This is a genomic window from Parafrankia colletiae (genome assembly GCF_001854655.1).
Taxonomy (GTDB): Bacteria; Actinomycetota; Actinomycetes; order Frankiales; family Frankiaceae; genus Parafrankia; species Parafrankia colletiae.
In genome coordinates this window covers 32,054-55,687 of the sequence record NZ_MBLM01000148.1, presented here as the reverse complement: position 1 = coordinate 55,687, position 23,634 = coordinate 32,054, and the positions used below count along the sequence as shown (strand labels likewise).

Sequence of the window (23,634 nt, the reverse complement as noted above, 5' to 3'; positions counted from 1 at the left end):
CGGTCTGGACTGGCGCTGTTCGTTAGGTGACACGTACGCGTGCACATCCGGCGAACGGTGCAATCTGTGTCGACCCCTCCTCAGGAAAGGCAAGGATGAAGATCATGGCCAGGCGGCGGCAGGTACCTTTCGTCAACGGAGCACTCGCGGTCGTGCTCACCTCGGTCGCGGTGGCCGGCCTCTCGGCCTGCGGCTCCAAAAGCGACGCGGACAGGTTCGCGGAGAGGCTGAGCTCCCACGGCTACGGCACGGTCGACGTCTCGGCGGACCGGGAGAAGAAGAACGGGAAGACCCGTCTCGTCGCCTACGACGCGCACATCATCGTGAACACCGACGCGGACCCGCAGACCTGCGACGTCGAGCTCGAGAACGACGTGCGTTCCTCCGGCAAGGGACTCGTCGACTACTTCGACGTCGACGAGATACGCGACGCCCGCGGCGCCCAGCACGAGGTCGAGAACGACCGCACCTGGCCGGACAGCCCGACGCTCACCACGCTGCGGGCCGAACTGGCCGAGCACGCCGTCGACTGCTGACGCCACACCCGGACCGGTCCGCCGCCGCCGCGTCCTGCCCGCTGCGGACCAGGGCGGGCGGGACCAGGCGCGGCGAGTGCGGCGGGTCCGGGGCTGCTCAGAGCTGTGACTGCGGCCGGGTCCGGGCGTCGTAGCGGCGGCGGGCCTCGTCGATGTCGTCGGCGTTGCTGGCCGCCCAGGCGATCAGCGAGGAGACAGTGGCGAGCAGGGTGCGGCCCAGGCCGGTCAGCTCGTAGTCGACCCGGGGCGGGATCTGCGCGTAGACAGTGCGGCTGACCAGCCCGTCGCGCTCCAGGGTGCGCAGGGTGGAGGTGAGCATCCGCTGGTTGATGCCTGGTACCGCGCGCCGGACCTCGGAGAAGCGCCGCGGGCCCGCGCTCAGCTCGGAGACGACCGCCAGGGACCACTTGTCACCCACCCGGTCCATGATCGTTCGGACCCGGCAGTCGGTTTCGCCCTGTGGTTCCCAGGCACGGGCGGGCTCCTCGTCGGACTCCGGAAGCTGCTGCAGTGCCCTCGGTTCCAGCACGTGTTCGGTCACGACGACCTCCGTTCAGTGGTTGACGGCGGTCCTGCTCCCGCAAATACTACTTTTCGTGTCGGTGAAGTGGAGATTCAGCCGGCGGCTCGCCGTCGACCTGTCGCGGGGCAGCAGTGCGCTCTGTTCGTGACCGGTGACCCGGCCCGGTTCCCGAGCGGCGACCTGGCCTGCCCGGGGTGACCCGGCCCGCCCAGAAGGATTCGCCTCGAGCCCCGCGGAGCCACAGCTGTGTCCCTCACCTTCCACTGGTTCCTGCCCACCTCCGGAGACGCGCGTGACGTGGTCGCCGGCGGGCACGGCGCGCCGGCCGTCGCCACCACCCGGGGGCGGCCGCCGACACTGGAGTACCTCGGGCAGATCGCCCGTGCGGCCGAGCAGCTCGGCTTCGTCGGCGCGCTGACCCCCACCGGTTCGTGGTGCGAGGACGCCTGGCTCACCACCGCGATGCTGGTCGAGACCACGCGGCGGCTGAAGTTTCTGGTCGCGGTGCGGCCCGGGTTCGTCTCGCCGACGCTCACGGCACAGATGGCCTCCACCTACCAGCGGCTCTCGGGCGGGCGGCTGCTGCTCAACGTCGTCACCGGCGGCGAGGCGGACGAGCAGGAGTCCTACGGCGACTTCCTGAACAAGGAGGAGCGTTACGCTCGCTGCGACGAGTACCTGACCGTTCTGTCGGAGCTGTGGCAGGGCCGGACGGTGGACCGCGACGGGCGTTTCGTGCGGCTGCGCGGGGCGAAGCTGTCGCGGCTGCCGGACCCGCCGCCCGAGATCTACTTCGGCGGCTCGTCGCCGCCCGCGATCGCCGTCGCCGCCCGCCACGCCGACGTCTACCTCACCTGGGGGGAGCCGCCGGACGCGGTGGCGGCGAAGTTCGCCGAGGTACGCGCGGCGGCCGAAGTGCTGGGACGTCGACCGCGGTTCGGCCTGCGCGCCCACGTCATCAGCCGCGACAGCGCCGACGAGGCCTGGGCAGCCGCCGACCGGCTGATTTCCGGGCTCGACCCGGCGGCCATCGCGACGGCGCAGGCGCGGCTCGCCCACAGCGACTCCGAAGGACAGCGCCGGATGCTGGCGCTGCACAACGGCTCGGCCGAGAAGCTGGAGATCCACCCGAACCTGTGGGCGGGCGTCGGGCTGATTCGCGGCGGTGCCGGAACGGCCTTCGTCGGCAGCCACGAGGAGGTGGCGGACCTGATCGGGACCTACCGGCAGGCCGGCGTCAGCGAGTTCGTGCTGTCCGGCTATCCGCATCTGGAGGAGGCGTACTGGTTCGGAGAGGGCGTGCTCCCGATCCTGCGCGCCCGCGGGCAGTGGGAACCGTGAGAGGGCTGTTGCCGCGGTGTTACCGGCACGCAGGCCGCAGTGCTGTAAGCAGGCCAGCGCCGCTTTTCGGTCATTGTGACAAAGCGAATTTCCGGGACTCGCGAACCTGTGCCTTCGGAACTGTTGACATCGGCTCCGGCGGAGACGAAAGTCTTGGTATGCCGTGGCTGGGTTCGGCGACATTCAGGATTATGCGTGCGACGCGCCTCGTGACCCGCTGTCACATCGATTTCCTGCTGGTTTCCTCGGCGGCCTGTACGCGCTCACCCACGGGCTGAGAGCTCCGCTCGCCCGTCGAGGTGCGCTCGGCGCACCCGGTCTCCTTCCTCGTGTTCCGGCCGTCGTTGCCGGGCGAACCGTGAGGGCCGGCCCGGTCGGTCTGGTCGGCGCTGCCGTGCGTGCCGTCAGTGCGGCTGCCGGCCGGTCCGGGGTGTGTCGCCCTGTTCGCCGGCGCTCCCGCTGTCGCCGGCGCTCCCACTGACGTTGGCGCTTTCGCTGACGTTGGCGGTCTCAGCGCCGCCGTCGGTCGTGTCGCCGCTGCCGGCAGTGCCATCGCTGCCGGCCTCACTGTCGTTGCCGGACTGTCGTTGCCGGTCCCGGCACAGCCGTCCTGCTGTCAGCCCCCGCAACAGCACCTTCCCCACTGAACGCCGCGTGCCTGAACGTCGGCGTTCCCGTCCTCAGGAGCAGCAGATGCCCCCTCTGACCCACACCCGCCCCACACCTCTCAGCCCCCATCGCCAGGTGCGGGCCTACATCGGCCGCGCCGCCACCCGGTTCTGGCCGGCCGCGGACGGGGCCGCAGCGCCCCGGGCATCGATCGTGATGATGCCCGGCCGCGGTGAGGACGCCGCGGTCTTCGAGCGGACCGCCGTCCGCCTGGCGGTCGACGGCTACGACGTCACCTACCTCGCGGCGGGACTTGCCACGGGGGAACATGTCACCGTCGCGCTCGCCGAGGCGCGGCGRCCGGACGTGCCTTTCGTCCTGTTCGGTTCGGACACCGGAGCGCTGCGGGCGCTGTCGCTGGCAGGATCGCCCGCCCTGCGGCCGGATGCCCTCGTCCTGCTCGGTCTGCCGCTGCTGCACCGTCCGTTCGCCGGCGAGATGCCGGCGGAGCTGCCGCCGAGGGCGTTGCCCGACCTGCCCACCCTGCTCATCCACGGCGAGCGGGACGAGGTGAGCCCGCACCACATGGCGCGGATGATCACCAGGACGGTGCGGACCGCGCAGCTGGAGACGGTGCCGGGTGGGCACGGGGTGCTGGACGGGCCGGGGGTGCGCCTGGTCGCGGCCCTCACCGTCCTGTTCGTCGAGTCGCTGCGCCAGGGTGGCGTCGCACCGAAATCGCGCTGACCGCGTTGGTTACCTCCAGTTAACCAGGGCAGAAAAAGGTGCCTCCTTCCGTGGCTCCCGGGCCGCGGCAAGAATCCTGGATGAGCCCGCCGACCGAGGAGGACTGCCCCTTCGGAAGGCGCTTATCCGGAAAGGACGGAAATGACAGTCGAAGCGCTTCCGCTTGACGAGACCTTTGGTAACGCGGCCGGGGAGGCCAGCATCGAGCGCGCCGTCACCGCGCTGCGGGGGAATGGTTTCGAGGTCCACGTGGTGGACACTGCGGAGCAGGCCCGCGAGCTGGTGGGCAGGCTGGTGCCGACCGACCAGCCGGTCTTCACCGCGTCCAGCGAGACCCTGCGCCTGTCCGGCATCACCGCCGACATCGACGAATCCGGGAAGTACCAGTCGGTGCGGGCCGCTGCGCCGCCCCCGAGCGCCGATGTCTACGCCACGATCCGCCTCGGCGCGACGCCGGACGTCGTCCTCGGCAGCGTCCACGCGGTGACGGAGGCTGGCCACCTCGTCATCGGTTCCGCCAGCGGCAGCCAGTTCGCGCCGTACGCCTCCGGCGCACGTCGCGCGATCTGGGTGGTGGGTGCCCAGAAGGTCGTTCCCGACCTGGACACGGCGCTGCGCCGCGTCCGCACCTACAGCCTGCCCCGTGAGAACCAGCGACTGTCCGACCTCTACGGCCAGTCGTCGTTCATCGGCCGGTTCCTGATCCTCGAGCGTGAGGCGTTCCCGGACCGCGGGGTCGTCGTCCTCGTCCGGGAGTCCATCGGCTTCTGACCCGGCCGCGGGAGCACCAGCCGCCGGGCATCACCACGCAGCACAACGCCCAGAAAGGTCATTCGACGGGTAGTGCCCGTCGATGGCTGAAACACCGGATGGTACCCGGCCGAGTCGGCTGTCGGGCCGGGTACCACCGGGGCGTTCTCCGTCGCCACCCCCCGGATCCTCCGAGTACCGTGAGGGTCACAGCAGCCTCGGGGGATCGGGATGGGAATGCCGGCCTGGAGGGTTTTCCTCAGTCATACCAGCGAGCTGCGGGAACTCCCCGCCGACCGGTCGGACCGGCCCTAGACCGCCCCGGCCTTGACCTCCGCTGCGGCCGGCGCCGTCACGGCGGCCGGGACGGGTGCGCCGGTGGCGGCCAGGGCTGTCAGCGAAGCCGGCGACGTCTCCGCGTCCGCACGCCGGGGGAGGACGAGGGAGCCGAGGAAGGCGACACCGACCGAGGCCAGGCCCACGAGGACCGTGGCGAGCAGGCCGGCGTCCGGCCCGTTCCGGGCGCTCTCGGCGAAGAACAGGGCACCGACGCCGGAGACACCCAGCGCGGAGGCGAACTGCTGGGTCGTGGTGAGAACACCGCTCACCGTGCCGCTGATATCGGGCGGCGCGGCCGCCATGACACTCGCCGCCAGCGCGGGAATCACCAGCCCGTTGCCGGCACCCGCGAGCATCAGCAGTGGAGTCAGCTCGTAGGCGGAGATGTTGACACCCTCCACCGCGGTCACCGCGGCCATGCCGCACAGCGACAGTGCGGTGACCAGTGTGCCTGCGGTCAGCACCCGTGGTCCGTGCACGGCGACGAGCCGGCGGGCCCCCAGCGACGAGAGCGCGAACACCACGCCGAGCGGCGCGAACATCAGCCCGGCGTTCAGCGGCGAGCGGTGCTGCCCCACCTGCAGGAAGATCGTCAGCGCCAGCAGGAAACCGCCGAAGAAGAGGAAGTAGCCCGCGCTCATCACCATGCCTCCGAGCACCGGCCGGGAGCGCACCACCGCCGGCGGGATGATCGGGTGCCCGCCGCGGCGGGCCAGCCGCGCCTCCCAGCCGGCGAACCCGCCCAGCACGAGGACGCCGCCGGTGAGCGCCAGCCAGGTCCACAGCGGCCAGCCCTCGTCCCGGCCGAGGGTGAGCGGGATCAGCACCAGCCCGATACCCAGCGTCAGGGCGCCGAGACCGACCAGGTCGAGCCGCTCCGGGCGCGCCGCCCGCGACTCGGCGACCAGACGCCGCGCGCCGATCAGCGCCACCAGCCCGACCGGAACGTTGACCAGGAAGATCGGGCGCCAGCCGAGGCCGAAGACGTCCAGGTCGAGCAGCACCCCGCCGAGGACCTGCCCACAGACCCCGCCGAGCCCGATCGTGACACCGAAGAACGCGAAGGCCCGCGGTCGCTCGGCGGGCGGGAACGTCACGCTGATCAGCGCGAGGACCTGGGGGACCATCGCCGCCGCACCCGCGCCCTGCAACAGGCGGCCGGCGATCAGCACCCCCTCGTTCGGCGCGAGTCCACACAGCGCTGACGCGGCGGTGAACAGGGTCATGCCGACGAGGTACATCCGGCGGCGGCCGAAACGGTCACCCAGCCGCCCCGCGGTGACCAGCCCGGCGGCGTAGGTGAACGAGTAGCCTCCGACGATCAGTTCGAGGCCGGCGTTGGATGCCCCCAGGTCCGTCCCGATGCTCGGCGCCGCCACGTTGACGACGAACACATCGAACAGGCTCATGAAGCTGGCGATCAGAATCACCGGCAGCGCCCGCCACCGTCGTGGATCAGGCATTGTCGGGTCGGCTGGTGGCGTCACCGGGCCCCTTCCCCTGAGAGCTCGCCGGCCCGGCAACCCCGCTGGCTGACAGCCGTCGGGGACGCTCGCTGTCTGCCAGCTTGGAAGTCATCGGTCACAGCGAAGTCCGAACAGGGGGCCGGCATTCCCGCACCTGGTCCCACCGCCCCGGATACTGGTGCGCGGGTGGGCTCCGGGATCTTGCGGCCTGGGATAGCTGGCCGGTCTGGGTCCGCGTTGATGCAGGTCAGCAGCCTTCGGCGCATCCGCGAACGGGCTGGGGCAGGCACRGATCCCACCTCGGGTGACCCCGGCCACACAGGTACACTGCGGGCGATTTGTGTGATCCGTGTGGTAGTCATGTGAACTGTGACGGGTTGTATCCCTCACAGTTGTGACGTGTGCCCGCTGCCCGTCCCGCCCGCATCGAACCTCAGCAGCTCGGACCTCACCAGTACAGGTCGGCACTCCGCCCGCTTTGCGGCCCCCTTCGCGGTCGTGGACGTGGAGACGTCCGGGCTCGCGGCGGCGCGGGATCGAATCCTGTCGATCGCCGTCATCCAGGTCGGTGCGGACGGTGCTRTGGAGGCGGAGTGGTCGACGCTGCTCGACCCGGGATGCGATCCCGGTCCGGTGCACATCCACGGCCTCACCCGGGAGCGGCTCGCGGGAAACCCACGTTTCCCGGACATCGTTGACCGGCTGCATGCCCAGCTGGCGGGACGGGTGCTGGTCGCGCACAACGCGTCCTTCGACTGGCAGTTCCTGGCGGCGGAGGCCGCTCGGGCTGCCTGGGACCTACCGGTCGAGCGGCGGATGTGTTCCTGTGTGCTGGCCCGCCGTCTCGACCTGCCACTGCCCGACTTCCGGCTGGCGACGGTCGCCGACTTCTGGTCGGTCCCCTTCGAACGGCAGCATGACGCGCTGTGTGACKCCCGGGTCGTCGCGAAGATCCTGCCGCACATGCTGGCTCTCGCCGTCGAGCAGGACGTGGAGCTGCCCATCGCGACCGGCGGCCGGGTGCCGGTGCTCCGTTCGGCCCAGGCGCCCAGGGCCCGTTGTGCGTTCCTGAACCCGGGCCAGCTCACCGCCGCCGGACTCGTACAGGGAATGCGCGTGGCTCTCACCGGCGAGACAGGCACCCCGCGGGCCACCCTGGAACGGCTCCTCACCGAGGCCGGACTGGCCGTCGCGGATGCTGTCAGCCGCCGCACCAGCGTCCTGGTTGCCAACGACAGCGCCGCTGGCAGCGGCAAGGCCAAGGCCGCCGCCGACCACGGCATCCCGGTGATCGACGAGGCGACCCTCCTCCGCCTGCTCGCAGGTGTCACGGCGGGAACGCCCCGCGATACCGGCGGGGCTGGCACCGGTTCGCCGGTGCCAGCGCCTGCAGTGCCAGCGCCTGCAGTGCCAGCGCCTGCAGTGCCAGCGCCTGCAGTGCCAGCGCCTGCAGTGCCAGCGTCCCAGGAGGCTGCTGCTGACGGATCGGCGCGCTTCGCGCAAGCGCCAGGCAGCGGGTCCCAGGACGCGCGAGGCTCGGTGAGTTCGCCGGTTCGTGTGGCCTCGGGCGGCCGGAAGGCAACCCATTCGGCGGCACGACCGCTCGGTGTCCGGCGTGTGCTGGTCCTGGGCGGGCCGCATGCGGACGCCGCCGCCGTCCGGGAACGCGTCATCGAGTCCGGCGGTCTCGCCGCGGTGAACCTGACCGCGAGCGTGACGGACGTGGTGTGCCTGCCCGGCGGTGAGACCGACCGCCGGATGACCCGCATCCGGAGTCGGGGGCTCCCCGTGACCACGGCGGACACCTTCCTCCGCCTCCTGTCGAACCTGGCCGCCGCCGGGCCTCGGCCACCCGGAGGCACCACGGCCTCAGAGGCTCGCGCACTCGTCCGCGGAGCGGTCGTCGATCTTCCGACGGCGACGGCCGGCACGCGGTGGACGATCGCCGCGAACTGGGCCTGGGACAGCACCGTGGAGATCGACCTGGTCGCCTTCCTGGTCGGCGCCGACGAGCTGGTCAGCGACGACGACGATGTCGTGTTCTTCAACCAGCCCCGCACCGACGACGACGCTGCCACGCTCAGCGTCGACGGACCGTCCGAGCAGGCCATCGCCCTCGATCTCGCCGTGTTGCCGAGCTCGGTGCACCGGGTCGTCGTCGCCGCCGCGCTCGGCGACGGCCGGACCTTCGGGGAGATCGGTCCGGTCAGCGTGATGGCCCGTACACCGGACGGTCAGCCATGGCTGACCGCGACGCTGGATGCCGCGACCACCGAGCAGACCCTCATCCTGGCCGAGGTGTACCGCCGCAACGGACTGTGGCGGTTCCGTGCGGTGGGGCAGGGCCACGACCACGGACTGGCTGCGCTGGCGCGTTCCTACGGGGTGGACGCCGAGGACTGACCGGCAGCGCGGAGCCATCGGAACGACCGGGTGCGCGGCAGGCAGCCGGCCCGTCCTGTCAGCAGCTCGTGRCAGAGTGATGGCCGGGTCCCTGCCATGCCGTCGTCGCGGAGAGGACGCTGATCTCGTGGAGTACGTGAAGCTGGGGTCGACCGGTCTGGAAGTCTCCCGGATCTGCCTGGGTTGCATGAGCTACGGAACGCCCGGGAAGGGGACGCACCCGTGGTCCCTGGACGAGGAGGCATCCCGCCCTTTCTTCCAACGGGCCGTCGAGGCAGGCGTCACCTTCTTCGATACCGCGAACGTCTATTCTCTGGGCCGCAGTGAGGAGATCACCGGCCGGGCGCTGAAGGATCTCGCGCGGCGTGACGAGGTTGTCATCGCCACGAAGGTCCAGGGGCGGATGCGTTCCGGTGCCAATGGCGGCGGCCTTTCGCGCAAGGTCATCATGACGGAGATCGATGCGAGCCTGCGCCGCCTCGGCACCGACTACGTCGACCTCTACCAGATCCACCGCTGGGACGACTCGACGCCGCTGGAGGAGACTCTGGAGGCCCTGCACGACGTCGTCCGTGCCGGAAAGGCCCGGTACATCGGCGCCTCGTCGATGCACGCGTGGCAGTTCGCGAAGGCGTTGTTCACCGCCGAGCGCCACGGGTGGACACGTTTCGTCTCCATGCAGAACCACTACAACCTGGTGTATCGGGAGGAAGAGCGGGAGATGCTCCCGCTGTGCGCCGACCAGGGCATCGGAGTGATTCCCTGGAGCCCGCTGGCGCGTGGCCTTCTCACCCGCGACTGGGACACCGCCACCACCCGCACCGAGACCGACAACTTCGCCAGGGCGCTCTATCAGGATGACGACCGGCACATCGTCGACGAGGTCGCGAAGATCGCCGCCGAGCGCGGTGTGAGCCGGGCCCAGGTGGCACTGGCCTGGGTTGCGCGCAACCCCGTCGTCGTCGCACCGATCGTCGGCGCGACGAAGCCCCACCATCTTGACGAGGCCGTCGCCGCGCTCGACCTCCTGCTCACCGACGAGGAGGTCGCCCGCCTGGAGGCGCCGTACCGTACCCGCCCCGTCGCGGGGATCTCGGTGCCGCCCCGGCGCCGTCCGGCCCAGAACTGATCAGTGCCGATGCCGTGACCGCGGTACTAGGCAGGCGGTCGTCGCAGCAGTTCCTCGACGGCCGACGCAACGCGGCGGATCATCTCGTCGGGCGTCGTGCCGAGAACAGCGCAGCGGGCCTCGACCGGACCGTCGAGCCACAGCGTCACGTAGCCGACCGCCAGCGACCAGAACATGTGCAGCACGGGCTCCGGGTCGCCGGGAGGAACGGCGCCTTCGTCCTGTGCGGCCAGAACAGCCGACCGTAGCAACTCGATCGGACGCACTCCTGCCGCCGTCACCTCCGGATGCGCGGCCGGTTCGGCGAGTTCGGGGCGCAGCATCACGCGCATGTGCGCTGGATGATCGGCGGCGAAACCGGAGTAGGCCACGAGCAGTTCACGCAGGGTGGCGACGGCGTCGGAGCTGCCGGCCCGCGCGGCGTCGAGCCGAGTGAACAGCAGGTCGTGCCCGTCCACGACAATCGCCGCGAACAGCGCCGCCCGGTCGGGAAAATGATGGTACGGAGCGCCCGAGCTGACTCCGGCCTCCCGTGCGAGCCTGCGCAGGCTCAGTGCCCCGACACCTTCCGCCGCCACCAGGTCCAGACCGGCGGCGAGGAGTCGCGCGCGTAACGCGCCGTGGTGGTAGGGCCGCCCGCCGGGGTCGACGCCCGAGTCGGCGTGCTGATCAACGCCTTGGCGCATCGTCACAGTGTAACGCTTGACCTGRCTATCTAAGCAGTGCTTAGGTGCTCGGACTGAGCACTGCTTAGATACCCCTGGTCAACCACCGGAGCAGCCGATGTCCCGACCCCTCGCCCTTGTCACCGGCGTGACTGGCTTCGTCGCCGGCCACTGCGCGATCGACCTGCTCGACCACGGCTTCGACGTCCGCGGCACGGTCCGCGACCTGTCACGGGCACCCGTCGACCACCTGCGTGCCGCCGCGCAGCGAACCGGAGGGCGGCTCGAGCTCGTCCCGGCCTCGCTGCTCGAGGACCCCGGCTGGGACGCCGCCGTCGACGGCGTCGAGGTCGTCGAGCACGTCGCGTCGCCGGCACCGAAGTACCGTCCCCGCGACGAGGAGGAACTGATCCGTCCCGCGGTCGACGGCACCCTGCGTGTGCTCCGGGCCGCGGGCCGGGCCGGAGTGCGGCGGGTCGCGCTGACCTCGTCGGTCGAGGCCGTTCGCAGCGGGCACGACATGTCCGACGGGCGGGAGTGCACCGAGGACGACTGGTCGGTCGTCGAACGCTGCGAGCCGTACGCCAGGAGCAAGACGCTGGCCGAACGGGCCGCCTGGGCCGAGGCCGAACGACTCGGGCTGGAACTCGTCGTACTCAACCCGGGCCTGATCCTCGGCCCGGTCCACGGCCCGGAGGTCAACGTCTCGGTCGACGTCGTGCGGCAACTGCTCACTCGGCAACTGCCGGCTCTGCCTCGACTCGGCTTCGCCCCCGTGGACGTGCGCGACGTGGCCGCCGCACACCGACTGGCGCTTCAGACGCCGGAGGCCGCCGGCCGCCGGTACATCCTGGCGACCGAGGCCATCTGGCTCGCGGACATCGCGCGGACACTCGCCCGGGAGTACAACCCCCGCGGCTTCCGCGTCCCGCAGCGGCCGATCCCCAGCTGGACCGTCCGGCTCGGCTCGCGGATCAACCCCGCCCTGCGACTCGCGCTACCGCTCCTCGACACACCGGCCCGCACCTCGTCCGCCCGTGCTCGCGCCGAACTGGGCTGGAACACCCGCGACGTGCGGACCACCATCGTCGAGACCGCCGAGTCACTCATCGCGAGCGGCGCAGTCCCCGGGCGCTGAGCGTGTGGGCGGCCGATCTAGCCGGCGCAGGCGTCCTGCCGGGTGCGGTGGCCAGGCGTGGTGGCCGGGCGTGGCGGCAGCAGCCCCGTCCGCGAGACCCTGTCTCAGATCACCGTGTCCGGGTCACCGGCGAGATCGTCCGGGTACGCCTGGACGTCGTGGTAGGCGTCATGGACGGCCGCGTGGTCGTGGTCAGATCCGAACTCACGGTCGTTCTCCGTCGGGTCGTCGAACCCGGGATAGCCATCATCGGTGGCGGCGGGGTCGTCGCGCCCGAGGCCCGGGTCTGCCTGGTCATCGCGGTTCTTGCCCCCGTCAGGAGTGCCGTCGCCGCCGTGCCTGACGCTGTGCTCGTGATCGTCGGCGGCCTTCGTCCCGTCCGACTCCCGGTGCTTCTCGTGGTCGCCGGCGCCATCGTGGTCGCCGGCGTCGGTAGCGCTCGCGGCGTGGCCGTCCGAGACCATGGCCGCATCGGCGTTCGACTCGTGCGCCGGGCCGGTGTGCGGGTCGCCGTCCCAGCCGCCGTCCCAGCCCTCACCCCACCCGTGATGGGCGTCGGTGTGGTCGGCGGCCGGGTCGTCGGCGTGCCGGGCCGGGGGCAGCCCGGGGTCGTCGTGCGGCCCGGCGTAGGTGTCGACGTGCGGGCGGGCCCGGTCGAACTGACTGCTGAAAATCGACATGTCCGCTGCCTCCGCGGTCAGAAGTCGGCGAACCGGGGAGTGCTGACGGCGTCCCGGGCGGCGCGCACATGGTCGGCGATCGCGCCTCGGCCCACCCGGATCCCGGCGTTCGCCGGGTAGCGCCGCAGGACGTCCAGCCGCGCGAGCCGCCGCGCGACGCCCCGCAGAACCGCCTCCCGACTGTCGGCGGGTGCGCCGCGCAGCTCCTGGGCGAGCCGGCGCGCCGTCTCCCACCGCAGCGCGAACAGGTTCTCGGTGAGGACGTAACCCAGCACCGGCAGCGTGGTCGTCACCAGGGTGTTCCACCGGTCGAGCACCGTGGCCCAGCCGCGCGCCGACTGTGCCCCGACCGCGGCAGTGCGCTTCTCGCCCTGCGCGTAACGGGTGTAGACCTGGCTGGCGCCCGAAACCAGGAACACCGGGTTCAGCAGGGCGGCGACGCCGAGCGACACCGCTGCGCTGGTGTAGTCGGGCCGTGGAAGCGCCGCCGGGTCGAGGTCGAACAGTCGCGCGACCTGCGCCGCCAGCTGACCGGTTTCGGCGGCGGCCCGCTGCGCCGGAGCCAGCGCGGAGCGCAGCCGGGTCTCCTGCGCCTTCAACCAGGCCGGCTCCCGCCCGCCGGTCAGCGGCTCCAACAGCCGGGCGTCCCGGTGCCGGACGAACGCAGGCAGGACGGATCCGACCTGGTCGAGGTGCCGCTGCAGCTCGACCAGGCCCTCGGCGAGCATCACGGCCGTCCGTGCCCGGCTCTCGTCATCCGCCGGCAGTGGCACCCGCCCACCCAGCCCCGCGCCGGCACCACCACCACCGCCACCACTGCCACTGCCACTGCCGACATCCACGCCCACGCCGGCGCTGCCGAGCAGGGCGGCGTGTAGCTCGTAGAAGGGCCCGAAGATCGTGTAGAGGAAGTAGTCCTCCTCCAGCCCGACCGCTGCGCGCAGCATGTCGGGGATGTCGCGCGGGTCTGCCAGCGCGTGCCGGCCGGCGACGATCTCGGTGTGGACCGCCCGTACGAGTTCCAGCTGCCCCACGATCGTCGTCTCCGCCGCCGCGGTGGCCACCCGCAGCTCCGCGCGCGACTCGGTGGACGTCCCGTCGACCAGCCGCAGGTCGGTGTGCGGCAGCAGCAGGTCCACGCCGGGGCCGCGGACCCGTAGAGCGTCCGCCGCCACCGCGCAGGCGACCGGGCGCCCGTCCGCCAGCTCGGCCGGGTAGGGGCCCTCGGCCAGCGTCAGCTCCGCGGCGGTGCGCAGAGCCGGATGCTGGTGCAGGCGCCGGCCGAACACCACCGACTCGCTCTGCACCGTCACCGGGCCCTGGTCCGGGTCGAAGATCACGAACCGCTCGGCGGAGCCGGCGACCCGAAGCCGCGGGTCCACCAGGTCGAAGCGGGCCACCACCTGGGAGCTGTGCAGCTCCTGCAGCTCCAGGGTGGTGTCGTGGAGCACGCAGTCGAGCCGGGCCGTCTCGGCGCTGCCCGCCACGCCCCGCGCGGAGACCGGCGCGGACGTCCCGACGGTGGAGGTTCCGCCGGCTGAGGTTCCGGATGTGCCGGCGCCGGCGATACCGGCCGTGGCCACCACCGCGCCGGTGGTGCCAGCAACGCCGGTCGGGCTGCTGCTGGCGGCGTCGGCGGTCGGCGACGGTGCCGTGGCCCCGGCGTCACCGGGCTTCGTCGGAGCCACCGGTCCGCCCCCGGAAACCACTGTGGACCCGGGCGCCGTCCCGCCGACGGAGACCGAGGTGGCGGCCCCGGGAGTGGGCGCCGTCGCGCTCAGGAAGGCGTGCAGCACCTGCGGGGTGACCAGGTGCAGAATCGCGCCGGTCAGGAAACGGCCGTCGAGGACGGCCCCGCCCCGCAGCTGCGCGGCCGCCGGGCCGGCGGCGCTCAGCTCGATCCGGTTCCGGGGCCACTCGACCAGCGTCCGCCCGCGGGACCGCAGCTCCAGCCGCCCACCGCGCACCACGACGTACGCCGTCAGCTCCGGCGCCGCGGCGGTCATGGCAGTGGTGGTGGCGACCGGCCCGGGCCCGGGCGGTGCGGTAACAGGGTCATCCTCGAACAGCGGCGTCACCGACACCGCGCACGGGCTGACGAACGTCGTCGACGCGGCATCCGGCAACAGCCGGCCGTGCAGGCCGGTGAGGGTGGCAAGCGCCTCAGGCGGCAGCGGACCGGGCGTGGACGCGCTCAGCGTCCGCCCAGCGGGAAGCCGCAGGTCGACGACGAGGCGGCTGCTGTACGCGACGAGCTCGACGGTCACGTCCGGGTCGACGGCTGGTTCGAGCGCGCAGACGGCACCCGCGCCGAGCACGCTCGTCTCGTGGACGTACACCGCCGGATGGTCGGTGATCAGGACCCGGCGGCTTCCCATCAGGGAGAAACCGCTGGAGGCGTGCTCCCGCAGCGGGAACCAGGCGCTGTCGAACACGATCCGGCCCTGGACCGGCGGCGGTGGCGCCGGCGCGGCCGGCGAACCGATCGGAAGCCGACCGGTCAGCCGCGCGGCCCGACCCGCGCCCGGCCCCTGGCCAGGCAGCCCCTGGCCAGGCAGCCCCTGGCCAGGTGGGCCCTGGAATCCCTGCATCTGCCCCGTCCCGTCTCCACTACACCGGCAGGCCGTCTGTCCCGACGGTGCCGAACGCCGCCCGTGCCAGCGCGGCGACATCGGTCAGATCCGGCAGGACCGCGTCGGCGCCGGCGGCAGCGAGCTCGGCCACGGTGGTCCCACCCGTCGCCACCGCGACCGACCGGACCCCCGCGTCGCGGGCGCCCTGCACGTCGTACGGCGTATCCCCGATGACGACGACCCGGGCCGGCGCGAACACCTGCCCGTAGGCGGCCTCGGCCCGCGTGACCGCCCGCCGGACGAGCTCCGCCCGGTCGAGGCTGTCGTTGCCGTAGCCGCCGACCGCCAGGTCGAGATGGTCGGTCAGCCCCAGCGCGCGCAGCTTGGACTCGGTGACCGATCGGATGTTACCGGTCACCACTGACTGGACTGCCCCGTCGGCCGCGAAGCTCGCGACCGCGGCCGCCGCACCCGGCATCGGCCGCCCGACCTCCCGCATCCGCCCCTCGATCGACCGGGCCACCCGCCCCATCGCGTCGTACAGCGCGGCAAGGGTCGCCTCGTCGGCCGGGACGTCGTTGAGCCGCAGCGTCTCGAGGAGGATGGCCCGCTCAGTCCGGCCGGTGGTGCCCGCCCGCTCGCGCAGTGGACGCCCGACCGTCTCGGCGAAGGCCACGGCATGGATCTCCTGGCCCAGCGGGCGGACAGTCAGCAGAGTCGCGTCTATGTCCCACAGAATCAGCGCAGGTTCGGCCACCGCGCCATGATTCCACGCCGAGGCGGGCACGTCCGGCACGGATCCGCGCCGCAGGCCGGCAGGCCCGCGGTCGGTTCGGCCAGCTCAGGTGGTTCGGGCGCAGACAGCAGGCCGCCGCTGGCCGCCTTCGTCGGAAACGCGGAGCAGCCCATGCTCATGGTCGTCAAAATGGGCGAATGGCTGGCGGCGGGGCGAACGGGGCGGGCCCGGTGCTGGTGGCGGAGCTGACCGTGGCTCTGGACGCGACTCCCGGGGCGTGGGACGGCTGGGACGCCGCCGACGACCGGACCCGCGAGCTCTTCGCAGCCTGGGTAGCCGAGCCTCGGAGGGGGAGTGTCCGCCAGGCACGGGCCGACTGGACCGCCTACTACGCCGCGCACGGATACCTGCGGCACGCGGTTGTCCGGAGCGGCCTGTCCGACCTCGGGGAGGAGGCCGCCGGTGAGGTCGCGGAGTCTGTGGCCGTGAGCCTGGCCGGCCGCCTGGTCCGCCTCGTCGGACACCTGATCAACTGACGTCGTTGCCGCTCGCGATCCGGATCGTGCTACGGCCAGGCGCCGTACGGAGACCGCGTATCTCATGACGGCAGGGTGCGGGCCTGGGACTGGGGGCGGGGCGCGAGCGCGGCGAAGGCCTCGTCGAGGAGATCGCCAAGGTCACGGCGGCCGCTCGTGTCCGCCCAGTGCTCGGAGGCGATGTTGAGGCAGTCGATCGCCGCCGCCGCGCGCACCGTCGCTGCGAGTCCGCTGGCCGCGGGCCGCCGCGAGGTGGCGCGCCCGGTGAGGGTGTGGGCCAGCGCGGGGCGCCATCCGGCCTGGCGCACCTGGCACCCGGCGTGCAGCGCAGGTGTCTGGTAGATCAGCTGGGTGCGGGCGAGCGCGTTGGCGGGATCGCGGTGGTAGTCCTCCAGCAGGGCGTCCATCGCCCGTCGCAGCGCCGTCCAGTCGACTTCGGCCGCGGGCCGTGCGCGCAGGGCGGTCACGAACCGTTGCCCCTGCATGTTGAGCCCGCCGAGGACGGCGTCCTCCTTGCTGGGGAAGTAGCGCAGGAACGTGCTCCGCGAGACGCCGGCCTCAGCCGCGACGTCGTTGAGTGTGACCCGGTCGAACCCGTCGCGGCGGAACACCTCGAAGGCCACCTGTGCCAGCTCGGCGCGCACCGCGGCGCGGGCGATGTCACGGGTCGGACCGCTTGTCACCGCGCTCACCTCGTCGTCAGCTCTGGGCGTGGGCCCGGTCACGATCCTAGTGCCGTGGATGTCCGGCGTCGCCCCGCTCCTGCAACCGGTGCCCGTTCCTGGCTTCTGGCGTCCATAGCTGACACCGAGTTCCAAAAGAAAATCTGAGTTTCATTCGCCACGGAAAGGAGTCCCGGGCTGTGCTCGGATGTCGATTCTGACGGCGAGTAGTCGTGACGTCTTCATTTTGAAGATCGTTTGGACGCCTGGTGTCCGTCTGGCGTCCTACCGTAAACGCACCTTCCGGTGATGCTGCTTTTCGTGTGCACTCTGCCGAGAAATGGTGACGGGATGCTCCGATATCCTGTGATCTGTGTCACGGACGTTCTCTACTTGACCGGTGAACTTCCGCATGATTAATTGCACGCATGTCGCCAGAGATGCCACTTGTTTCCCAGGGGTTTAGCCGACCCAGGGTGGCGTTCGTGACCTGTGTGGCCTGTGATCGGCATCGCGTGGCCCCGGGTGTCTGTAGGTCCGGCGGCAGGGATGTCGTCGTGATTTCCTCGGTATAGAGATCTGAGGGGCGCCGTTCGGCCCCTTTCGGCCTTCCTTCGCGGCAGTCCCTCCGCATGGCCTGGCTTTCTTTCGGTCGCGTGCTCGGCGTGTTACCCTCGCGCGGCGTCCCTGGTCGGCCTCGTTGTTCCGTGTTTCGGTCGGGGATTCCGGAAAAGACGAAGTGCGGCCGCGGTCCGGAGATTCGCCGAGCCCGCGGTGACCGGGCACCTGCCTGCGGCCGGCCTCTTACGGCTTCTCCATCACCACTCGATTCATTCAGCCCTGCCGCAGCGAGCCCGGAAGGGCGATGCCAGGGCAGCGCAGCAGAAAACCAGCCACGAGCATGGACGGAAAATGAGACCAAGACCAGTCGCCGTTGCCCTCGCRCTCGCCCTCGCGGTGTCGGTACCCGCGCTCGCGGCCTGCGGTAACGGGTCCGACACCCCCGGCGGGGAACCTGCCGCGGCGAGTGCCGACACCGGTGCGCCGCAGTCCGGCGGAAGCATCACCTTCGGCGTGGCCAACGAGACGTCCGGTCTGGACCCGACGGTCTCCGCGGCCGTCGGCGCCGCGGGGGCCAGCGAACTGGCCGCCATCTACGACGTGGTGCTGCGCTACGACCCGGAAAAGAAGACCTACGAGAACGGCACCGCGCAGGAACTGACGCACAACGCGGACTACACCGAGTGGACCCTCAGGCTGAAGCCGGGTATCACGTTCTCCGACGGCACAGCCTACGATGCCGACGCGGTGCGGCAGAGTATCGAGCGGCACCGCGCTCCGAAATCACGATCGCTGGCCCGTGACTATGTGCAGATGATCGACCAGATGACGGTCGTCGATCCGCTGACGCTCAGGTTCTCCCTTGTCTCGGCGTGGACCGGATTTCCGTACCTGCTGACGACCCAGGCCGGTTTCATCACCTCGCCGACCGCGGTGCAGAAGCTCGGGGAGAAGCTGAACACGAATCCCGCCGGTGCCGGTGCCGGGCCGTTCGTCCTGGATTCCTACACCCCCAAGGACTCCATCGTCCTGACCCGCAATCCCAACTACTGGGACGGCCCGGTCTATCTTGAGTCGCTGAAGTTCGTGCACTTCCAGGGCGGTGCGCTGACCTACGAGGCGTTCCGGTCGGGCCAGATCCAGGCGGGCTTCCTGCGGGAGGCGGCGGCGTCCCACGACGCCGGAGAGGCCGAGGAGCCGGGGTACGTCGCGACGCTCGGTGCGGGGGATCTGCTCGCGATCAACAGTGCCGAGGGGCATCCCGGCCATGACCGGCGGGTCCGGCAGGCCCTCGCCGCGGCGATCGACCCGAAGGTCCTCAGCACCCGGGTCTACGACGGCAAGGCGGTCCCGAGCTCCTCGCCGTTCCCCGGCGGCTTCCCCTGGGGGCCAGGCGTTCCCGGCACGACCTACGACCTGGCGAAGGCGACCTCGCTGGTCGCAGCGGCGAAGGCGGACGGCTGGGACGGCCGCATCGAGCTTCTGGCGTCCTCGGCCCCGCTGGCGGTCAAGTGGGCCCTGACCGTCGAGGCTCTCCTTGAGCAGGCCGGCTTCCAGGTCGACGTGCGGCAGGTGGACCCGTCCGCTCTCACCACCGCCATCTTCGTCAACCGCGAGTTCGACATCGCCCAGTCCGCGTTCGGCATCCCGTCCTCGGACGGCGCGTTCGTCCAGCTCCAGGAGAACATCGGCCACGACGACAACCGCTTCGGCTTCCACGACGACGCGTTCAGCGCCGCGCTGGCCGAGGTCCAGGTGGCCGAGACGGACGCGGAACGCACCGCGGCCTACAGGAAGCTCGCCACCGCCTGGAACGACAGTGTTCCCGGAGTCGCCACCGCCTCGATCAACAGCCGTGTCATCTGGGTGTCGAACCTGCACGATGTGCGGCCGACATCCCAGGTGGCGGTGCTGTTCGGGAAGGCCTGGCTGTCTCGGTGAGCGTGGAGCCCGCGGCTCCCGCCCCGGCTGTGAGTCCGGGGCGGGAGGTCGTTCTTGACATCGACGCGCTCAGCGCCCGCCTGCCCACCGCGCAGGGGTTCGTGACCGTCGTCGACGGCGTCTCGCTGCGGCTCACCGCCGGGGAGACACTCGGCGTCGTCGGCGAGTCGGGCTCGGGTAAATCCATGCTCGTCCGCACGGTGATGGACGTCCTGCCACCAGGCAGCCGGACCGCCGGCACCGTCCGCCTCGCCGGGACGAACCTCGGCCACGGGTCGTGGAACAAGGGCCGTCACCTGCGGGGCAGCCGCCTGACCATGGTCTTCCAGGACTCGTTGTCCAACCTCAATCCCGTGCGGACGATTGGCGCCCAACTTACTGATCCGCTACGCCACCACCTGGGCCTGTCGCGCCGGGCGGCCCGCGTTCGGGCGCGGGAACTGCTGGAGCTGGTCCAGCTCACCGAACCGGCCCGGCGGCTGCGCGAGTACCCGCACGAGCTTTCCGGTGGCATGCGTCAGCGGGTCATGCTCGCCACGGCTCTCGCCTGCCGACCCGACGTGCTCATCGCGGACGAGCCGACCACCGCGCTCGACGTCACGGTGCAACGACAGATCCTTGATCTGCTCACCCGGCTGCGCCGCGAGCTCGACATGGCCGTCCTGCTGATCAGCCACGATCTGTCGGTCGTGCGCGGCAGGACCGACCGGGTGGCCGTCATGTACGCCGGCGAGATCGTCGAGAGCGCGCCGACCGAGATGCTGTTCACTCACCCGCGCCACCCGTACACCAGGGCCCTGCTCCAGGCCCGGCTGCGGCTCGACCTGCCGCGCGACACCCCGCTGGCCACCATCGCGGGTGTCCCGGCCAGCCTGGCGGACCCACCTGCCGGCTGCCGCTTCGCACCGCGCTGCCCGTCCGCCCGCCCGCGCTGTGCCGAACGGCCGCGCCTCACCGCCATGCCCGGGGACGCCGCCACGCCGCATCTGGCCGCCTGCTGGTTCCCGGACGAGGCAGCCGGCGACCTTCCGGCCGGGCCGGCGTGGGACGGCGACGTCCCGGCCGGGGCTGGGCGTGCCTGCGACGCCACGAGCGGAGTGACGTAGATGGCCGGCAGCGGCCATGCCCACCTGCGCGAAGGCGCCGACCCTCTGCTGGCGGTCCGCGACCTCGTGGTCTCCTACCCGGCCCGGCGGGGACGCCGGTTCGAAGCGGTGTCGTCCGTGTCGTTCGACGTCGCCCGGGGCGAGACCCTGGGCGTCGTCGGCGAGTCGGGCTCCGGGAAGTCGTCCGTGGCCCGCGCGATCCTCCAGCTGCCGCGGCCGACCGCCGGCACGGTGCATTTCGAAGGCACCGAGCTGGGCCGGCTGCGCGGCGAGGGACTTCGTCGGGCGAGGCCTCGCCTGCAGCCGATCGCCCAGGATCCGCGGTCCGCGCTCAACCCGCGGCGGACAGCCCGCCAGCTGGTGGCCGACGGTCTCGACATCTGGGGCCGCGGTACGGGACACGACACCCAGGTCGACGCCGTGCTGGAAGCGGTCGGCTTCGACCCGGCGGCCATCGGCGGGCGCCGGCCGGCCCAGCTGTCCGGTGGCCAGTGCCAGCGGCTCTGCATCGCCCGTGCGCTGGCCCTGGAACCGGCACTGCTGCTGTGTGACGAGCCGGTGTCGTCCCTCGACGTCTCCGCGCAGGCGCAGGTGCTCACCCTGCTGCGGGAGTCCCGGCGCCGCTATGGCCTGACGATGGTCTTCATCTCCCATGACCTGGCGGTCGTGCGCGTCGTCGCGGACCGGGTGCTGGTGATGTACCGGGGCAAGGTGTGTGAGGTCGCCGAGACCGACCGGGTCTTCGCGGCGCCCGCGCACCCGTACACCGCGCTGCTGCTGGCGTCCCACCCGGAGGCGGCCGCACCTCCTGCCCCGGAACCTGGCCCARCCGACCGGACGGCGCCCGGCCGCGACACACCCGCGCCCGGTGCCGTCACGGCAGAGGACACGGGAGGCACCGCCGAGGCCGCAGCGGGGTGCCGGTTCCGTGCGCTGTGCCCGCGGGCGACGGCGCTCTGCGCGTCCGAGGAACCAGCTGTCCGCCCGACCGGGCCGGGGCAGTGGGTGGCGTGCCACCACCCCCTGGATCCGCCGGGCGCCCCGGCGAGCCGGGAGGGGGAGCCGTGACCCCCCGTCTGGGCAGCCGGGTGCTGCGGTTGCTGGTCGTCCTGTTCGTGGTCAGTTTCTTCTCGTTCATCATGGTCGACCTCGTGCCCGGGGACGCCGCCGTGCAGGTCCTCGGTGAGAACGGGACCCCGGAGGACTACCACCGGGTGCGGGACGAGCTCGGCCTGGACCAGCCGGTGCTGACCCGCTACGTCACCTGGCTCGGCGCGGTGCTGCACGGCGACTTCGGCCAGAACCTGGTCGCGCCGGTCCGGGACGTCCGCGAGACCATCGCCGACGCGCTCCCGGTCAACATCGAGCTGGCGCTGCTCGCACTGCTGCTCGCCCTGCTCATCGCGATCCCCGCGGCGCTGCTGTCGGTCCGCCGTCCCGGCGGCCGGGCTGACCGCTGGGTCTCCGCGGCCTGCGTCGCGATCATCTCCGTTCCCGGTTTCATCGTCGGGCTGCTCCTGCTGCTGCTGTTCGCCATCAACTGGCAGGTGCTGCCGGTCGGGCAGTGGGCCGGCCTGTCCGACACAGGGCTGCTCACCAACCTCAGGTTCGCGGTACTGCCCGCGCTGACCCTCGCGCTCCCCGAAGCCGCCGTGTTCATCCGCCTGCTGCGCCGGGATCTCCTTGCCACGATGGGCGAGGACTTCATCACGGTGGCCCGGGCCAAGGGAATGCCGACCCGGCACATCCTCCTGCGGGAGGCGCTGCGGCCGTCGTCGTTCTCGCTGGTCACCCTGGTCGGCGTCAACATCGGCCATCTGATCGCCGGCTCGGTCATCGTCGAGCAGGTGTACTCGCTGCCCGGGATGGGGAGCGTGATCGTCCGGGCGGCCCAGACCAGTGACTATCCCGTGGTCCAGATGGGGGTGCTCGTGCTCGCGGCGCTCTACGTCGTGGTCAACTTCGCTGTGGACGTCCTCTACGGCGTCCTCGATCCCAGGGTGCGCCGTGCCCACGCGTGAGGCGGTGCCCTCCGGGCAGCCGGTGGCCGCCAGGCAGCCGGCGGCTGGCACCACCGCGACGGGAACGGGCGGGGTCGCCGGCCCGGGCGGGGCGGCGGTGCCGCCCAGGCCCACCGGCGGCCGTGGCGCGGCCGGGTGGGCGCGGGCCGCGGCGTACCTCGCCGCCGGCCTGGTGACCGGGTGGTGCGCGCTGTACCTGCGGGAGCCTCCCGGCGTGGTGCGGGTCTGCCTCGCGCTCGCCGCGCCCGCACTCCTGTACGCCGCGGTCCGCGCTGGTGCGAGGGCCGCCCGGGGCCCGTCAGTCCGGCCCGGGCCGTGGCTGGCACTGCTCTGGCTCGGTCTGCTGACCGCCGCGGCGGCCCTCGCCGACATCCTCCCGCTCGCCGATTACCACGATCCGGCCCGCACACTCGCCGTGCCGGCCTACGCGGGTCCCGATCTGTTCTCGGCGCACCCGCTCGGCACCGACTCGTTCTCCCTCGACGTGCTGGCCCGCTGCGTCCACGGCGCCCGCGTCAGTCTGCTGACCGCCGTGCTCGCCGTCTCGATCAGCGTCGTCGTCGGCGGCTCCCTCGGGATTCTCGCCGGGTACTTCCGGAGACTGGACACGCCGGTCGGTGTGCTGACGGACTCCTTCCTGGCATTCCCGGGAATTCTGCTGCTCATCAGCGTCTCGACGATTCTCGGCCAACCCACGACGGTGACCCAGGCCATTCTCAAGACAGGCCTGGGTCTGGCCGTCGTGGGCACCCCGATCGTCGTGCGCCTGGCGCGGGCGCACACAGTCCGGGTGGCGCAGCGCGATCACGTGTTCGCCAGCCGCGCGATGGGGAGCCCGCACGCCCGGATCATCCGCCACGACATCGCGCCGATGGTCGCCCCGCCGGTGCTCGCCTACTCGTTCGTCCTGCTCGCGCYGCTGATCGTCGCCGAGGGTGCGCTGTCGTACGTGGGGCTCGGCCTCAGCCAGCCGGAGCCGACCTGGGGCAACATGATCGCGCAGGGAGGGCTGGACGAACTCCGTTCCCACCCCTCGCTCGCGCTGGTTCCCGGGATCTTCATGTTTCTTACGGTGTTCAGCCTGAACACCGTCGGCGAAACGCTCCAGAGACGGCACCGACAAACCTAGCGCAGATCGAGATCCCGACCGCGCGGACGATTCCGGAGCCGCC

Annotated in this window: 20 protein-coding genes; 13 read left to right on the top strand and 7 right to left on the bottom strand. The window is 71.7% G+C overall.

Translation table 11 applies throughout. From position 1 onward, the window contains the following. Positions 1–104: 104 nt before the first annotated feature. Positions 105–536 carry a hypothetical protein gene (locus tag CC117_RS26550; protein WP_241830449.1) on the top strand — a complete coding sequence of 144 codons (432 nt, stop codon included), beginning with the start codon at positions 105–107 and terminating at the stop codon, positions 534–536. Positions 537–633: 97 nt separating this feature from the next. Here the strand turns inward: CC117_RS26550 and CC117_RS26545 are convergent, their stop codons facing one another. Further along, positions 634–963, bottom strand: coding sequence for a winged helix-turn-helix transcriptional regulator (locus CC117_RS26545; protein WP_084132843.1), 330 nt, complete (start codon positions 961–963; stop codon positions 634–636). 342 nt (positions 964–1,305) lie between these two features. Between CC117_RS26545 and CC117_RS26540 the strand changes: the two genes are divergently transcribed. The 3 genes from CC117_RS26540 (at position 1,306) to CC117_RS26525 (ending at position 4,527) form a co-directional block, all read left to right on the top strand. Then, on the top strand, positions 1,306–2,400 hold the full coding sequence (locus CC117_RS26540) for an LLM class flavin-dependent oxidoreductase (protein WP_071088846.1): 1,095 nt from the start codon (positions 1,306–1,308) through the stop codon (positions 2,398–2,400). 693 nt (positions 2,401–3,093) lie between these two features. Next, positions 3,094–3,756, top strand: coding sequence for an alpha/beta hydrolase (locus CC117_RS26530; protein ID WP_071088842.1), 663 nt, complete (start codon positions 3,094–3,096; stop codon positions 3,754–3,756). A gap of 141 nt (positions 3,757–3,897) precedes the next feature. Further along, positions 3,898–4,527, top strand: coding sequence for a lactate utilization protein (locus tag CC117_RS26525; protein WP_071088840.1), 630 nt, complete (start codon positions 3,898–3,900; stop codon positions 4,525–4,527). Positions 4,528–4,817: 290 nt separating this feature from the next. On the opposite strand, the gene CC117_RS26520 is transcribed toward CC117_RS26525, so the two are convergent. After that, complete coding sequence (locus CC117_RS26520; protein WP_071088838.1) at positions 4,818–6,308, bottom strand: MFS transporter; 1,491 nt, start codon at positions 6,306–6,308, stop codon at positions 4,818–4,820. 507 nt (positions 6,309–6,815) lie between these two features. Between CC117_RS26520 and CC117_RS26515 the strand changes: the two genes are divergently transcribed. Together CC117_RS26515 and CC117_RS26510 are read left to right on the top strand one after the other, a co-directional pair. Further along, positions 6,816–8,714 carry a TerD family protein gene (locus tag CC117_RS26515; protein WP_071088878.1) on the top strand — a complete coding sequence of 633 codons (1,899 nt, stop codon included), beginning with the start codon at positions 6,816–6,818 and terminating at the stop codon, positions 8,712–8,714. A gap of 127 nt (positions 8,715–8,841) precedes the next feature. Further along, positions 8,842–9,843 carry an aldo/keto reductase gene (locus CC117_RS26510; protein ID WP_071088836.1) on the top strand — a complete coding sequence of 334 codons (1,002 nt, stop codon included), beginning with the start codon at positions 8,842–8,844 and terminating at the stop codon, positions 9,841–9,843. A 26-nt stretch (positions 9,844–9,869) separates the two neighbouring features. Here the strand turns inward: CC117_RS26510 and CC117_RS26505 are convergent, their stop codons facing one another. After that, positions 9,870–10,529 (bottom strand): TetR/AcrR family transcriptional regulator, encoded by a 660-nt coding sequence (locus CC117_RS26505; protein WP_071088876.1) that lies wholly within the window; start codon positions 10,527–10,529, stop codon positions 9,870–9,872. A gap of 97 nt (positions 10,530–10,626) precedes the next feature. Here CC117_RS26505 and CC117_RS26500 point away from each other — a divergent pair, with 97 nt between their 5' ends. Next, positions 10,627–11,646 carry an NAD-dependent epimerase/dehydratase family protein gene (locus CC117_RS26500; RefSeq protein ID WP_071088834.1) on the top strand — a complete coding sequence of 340 codons (1,020 nt, stop codon included), beginning with the start codon at positions 10,627–10,629 and terminating at the stop codon, positions 11,644–11,646. Between the two features lie 104 nt (positions 11,647–11,750). Here CC117_RS26500 and CC117_RS26495 read toward each other — a convergent pair whose 3' ends face one another. From CC117_RS26495 to CC117_RS26485, 3 genes are read right to left on the bottom strand one after another with little or no spacing between them, the layout of a single operon-like run. Continuing rightward, on the bottom strand, positions 11,751–12,326 hold the full coding sequence (locus CC117_RS26495) for a hypothetical protein (RefSeq protein WP_071088833.1): 576 nt from the start codon (positions 12,324–12,326) through the stop codon (positions 11,751–11,753). A gap of 17 nt (positions 12,327–12,343) precedes the next feature. Next, a complete protein-coding gene (locus tag CC117_RS26490) occupies positions 12,344–14,917 on the bottom strand; it encodes a hypothetical protein (protein WP_241830448.1) in 2,574 nt (857 codons plus the stop codon). Positions 14,918–14,936: 19 nt separating this feature from the next. Next, positions 14,937–15,656 (bottom strand): HAD family hydrolase, encoded by a 720-nt coding sequence (locus CC117_RS26485; protein WP_084132834.1) that lies wholly within the window; start codon positions 15,654–15,656, stop codon positions 14,937–14,939. 176 nt (positions 15,657–15,832) lie between these two features. Here CC117_RS26485 and CC117_RS26480 point away from each other — a divergent pair, with 176 nt between their 5' ends. Then, a complete protein-coding gene (locus tag CC117_RS26480; RefSeq protein ID WP_071088829.1) occupies positions 15,833–16,171 on the top strand; it encodes a hypothetical protein in 339 nt (112 codons plus the stop codon). Between the two features lie 62 nt (positions 16,172–16,233). Here CC117_RS26480 and CC117_RS26475 read toward each other — a convergent pair whose 3' ends face one another. Beyond that, positions 16,234–16,854, bottom strand: coding sequence for a TetR family transcriptional regulator (locus tag CC117_RS26475; protein ID WP_241830447.1), 621 nt, complete (start codon positions 16,852–16,854; stop codon positions 16,234–16,236). An 891-nt stretch (positions 16,855–17,745) separates the two neighbouring features. Between CC117_RS26475 and CC117_RS26470 the strand changes: the two genes are divergently transcribed. The 5 genes from CC117_RS26470 to CC117_RS26450 are packed head-to-tail and all read left to right on the top strand — an operon-like array spanning position 17,746 to position 23,591. Continuing rightward, positions 17,746–19,335 carry an ABC transporter substrate-binding protein gene (locus CC117_RS26470; protein ID WP_084132833.1) on the top strand — a complete coding sequence of 530 codons (1,590 nt, stop codon included), beginning with the start codon at positions 17,746–17,748 and terminating at the stop codon, positions 19,333–19,335. Further along, entirely contained in the window at positions 19,332–20,441 is a 1,110-nt protein-coding gene (locus CC117_RS26465; RefSeq protein WP_071088826.1) for an ABC transporter ATP-binding protein, read from the top strand. The genes CC117_RS26470 and CC117_RS26465 overlap by 4 nt, the downstream gene beginning before the upstream one ends. Next, the gene (locus CC117_RS26460; RefSeq protein ID WP_071088825.1) at positions 20,442–21,509 is read left to right on the top strand and encodes an ATP-binding cassette domain-containing protein; all 1,068 of its coding nucleotides are present in this window, start codon (positions 20,442–20,444) and stop codon (positions 21,507–21,509) included. Beyond that, complete coding sequence (locus CC117_RS26455) at positions 21,506–22,462, top strand: ABC transporter permease (protein WP_071088823.1); 957 nt, start codon at positions 21,506–21,508, stop codon at positions 22,460–22,462. The genes CC117_RS26460 and CC117_RS26455 overlap by 4 nt, the downstream gene beginning before the upstream one ends. Further along, positions 22,449–23,591, top strand: a complete 1,143-nt coding sequence (locus tag CC117_RS26450) for an ABC transporter permease (RefSeq protein ID WP_084132831.1) — start codon at positions 22,449–22,451, stop codon at positions 23,589–23,591. Before CC117_RS26455 ends, CC117_RS26450 begins: the two co-directional genes overlap by 14 nt. The last annotated feature ends 43 nt before the right edge of the window (positions 23,592–23,634 follow it).

Excerpts from the sequence above, each read along its gene's own strand:
- CC117_RS26525 (WP_071088840.1), top strand. The coding sequence starts at position 3,898 with ATGACAGTCGAAGCGCTTCCGCTTGACGAGACCTTTGGTAACGCGGCC.
- CC117_RS26480 (WP_071088829.1), top strand. The coding sequence starts at position 15,833 with ATGGCTGGCGGCGGGGCGAACGGGGCGGGCCCGGTGCTGGTGGCGGAG.
- CC117_RS26550 (WP_241830449.1), top strand. The coding sequence starts at position 105 with ATGGCCAGGCGGCGGCAGGTACCTTTCGTCAACGGAGCACTCGCGGTC.
- CC117_RS26490 (WP_241830448.1), bottom strand. The coding sequence starts at position 14,917 with ATGCAGGGATTCCAGGGCCCACCTGGCCAGGGGCTGCCTGGCCAGGGG.
- CC117_RS26495 (WP_071088833.1), bottom strand. The coding sequence starts at position 12,326 with ATGTCGATTTTCAGCAGTCAGTTCGACCGGGCCCGCCCGCACGTCGAC.
- CC117_RS26545 (WP_084132843.1), bottom strand. The coding sequence starts at position 963 with ATGGACCGGGTGGGTGACAAGTGGTCCCTGGCGGTCGTCTCCGAGCTG.
- CC117_RS26520 (WP_071088838.1), bottom strand. The coding sequence starts at position 6,308 with ATGCCTGATCCACGACGGTGGCGGGCGCTGCCGGTGATTCTGATCGCC.
- CC117_RS26505 (WP_071088876.1), bottom strand. The coding sequence starts at position 10,529 with ATGCGCCAAGGCGTTGATCAGCACGCCGACTCGGGCGTCGACCCCGGC.
- CC117_RS26500 (WP_071088834.1), top strand. The coding sequence starts at position 10,627 with ATGTCCCGACCCCTCGCCCTTGTCACCGGCGTGACTGGCTTCGTCGCC.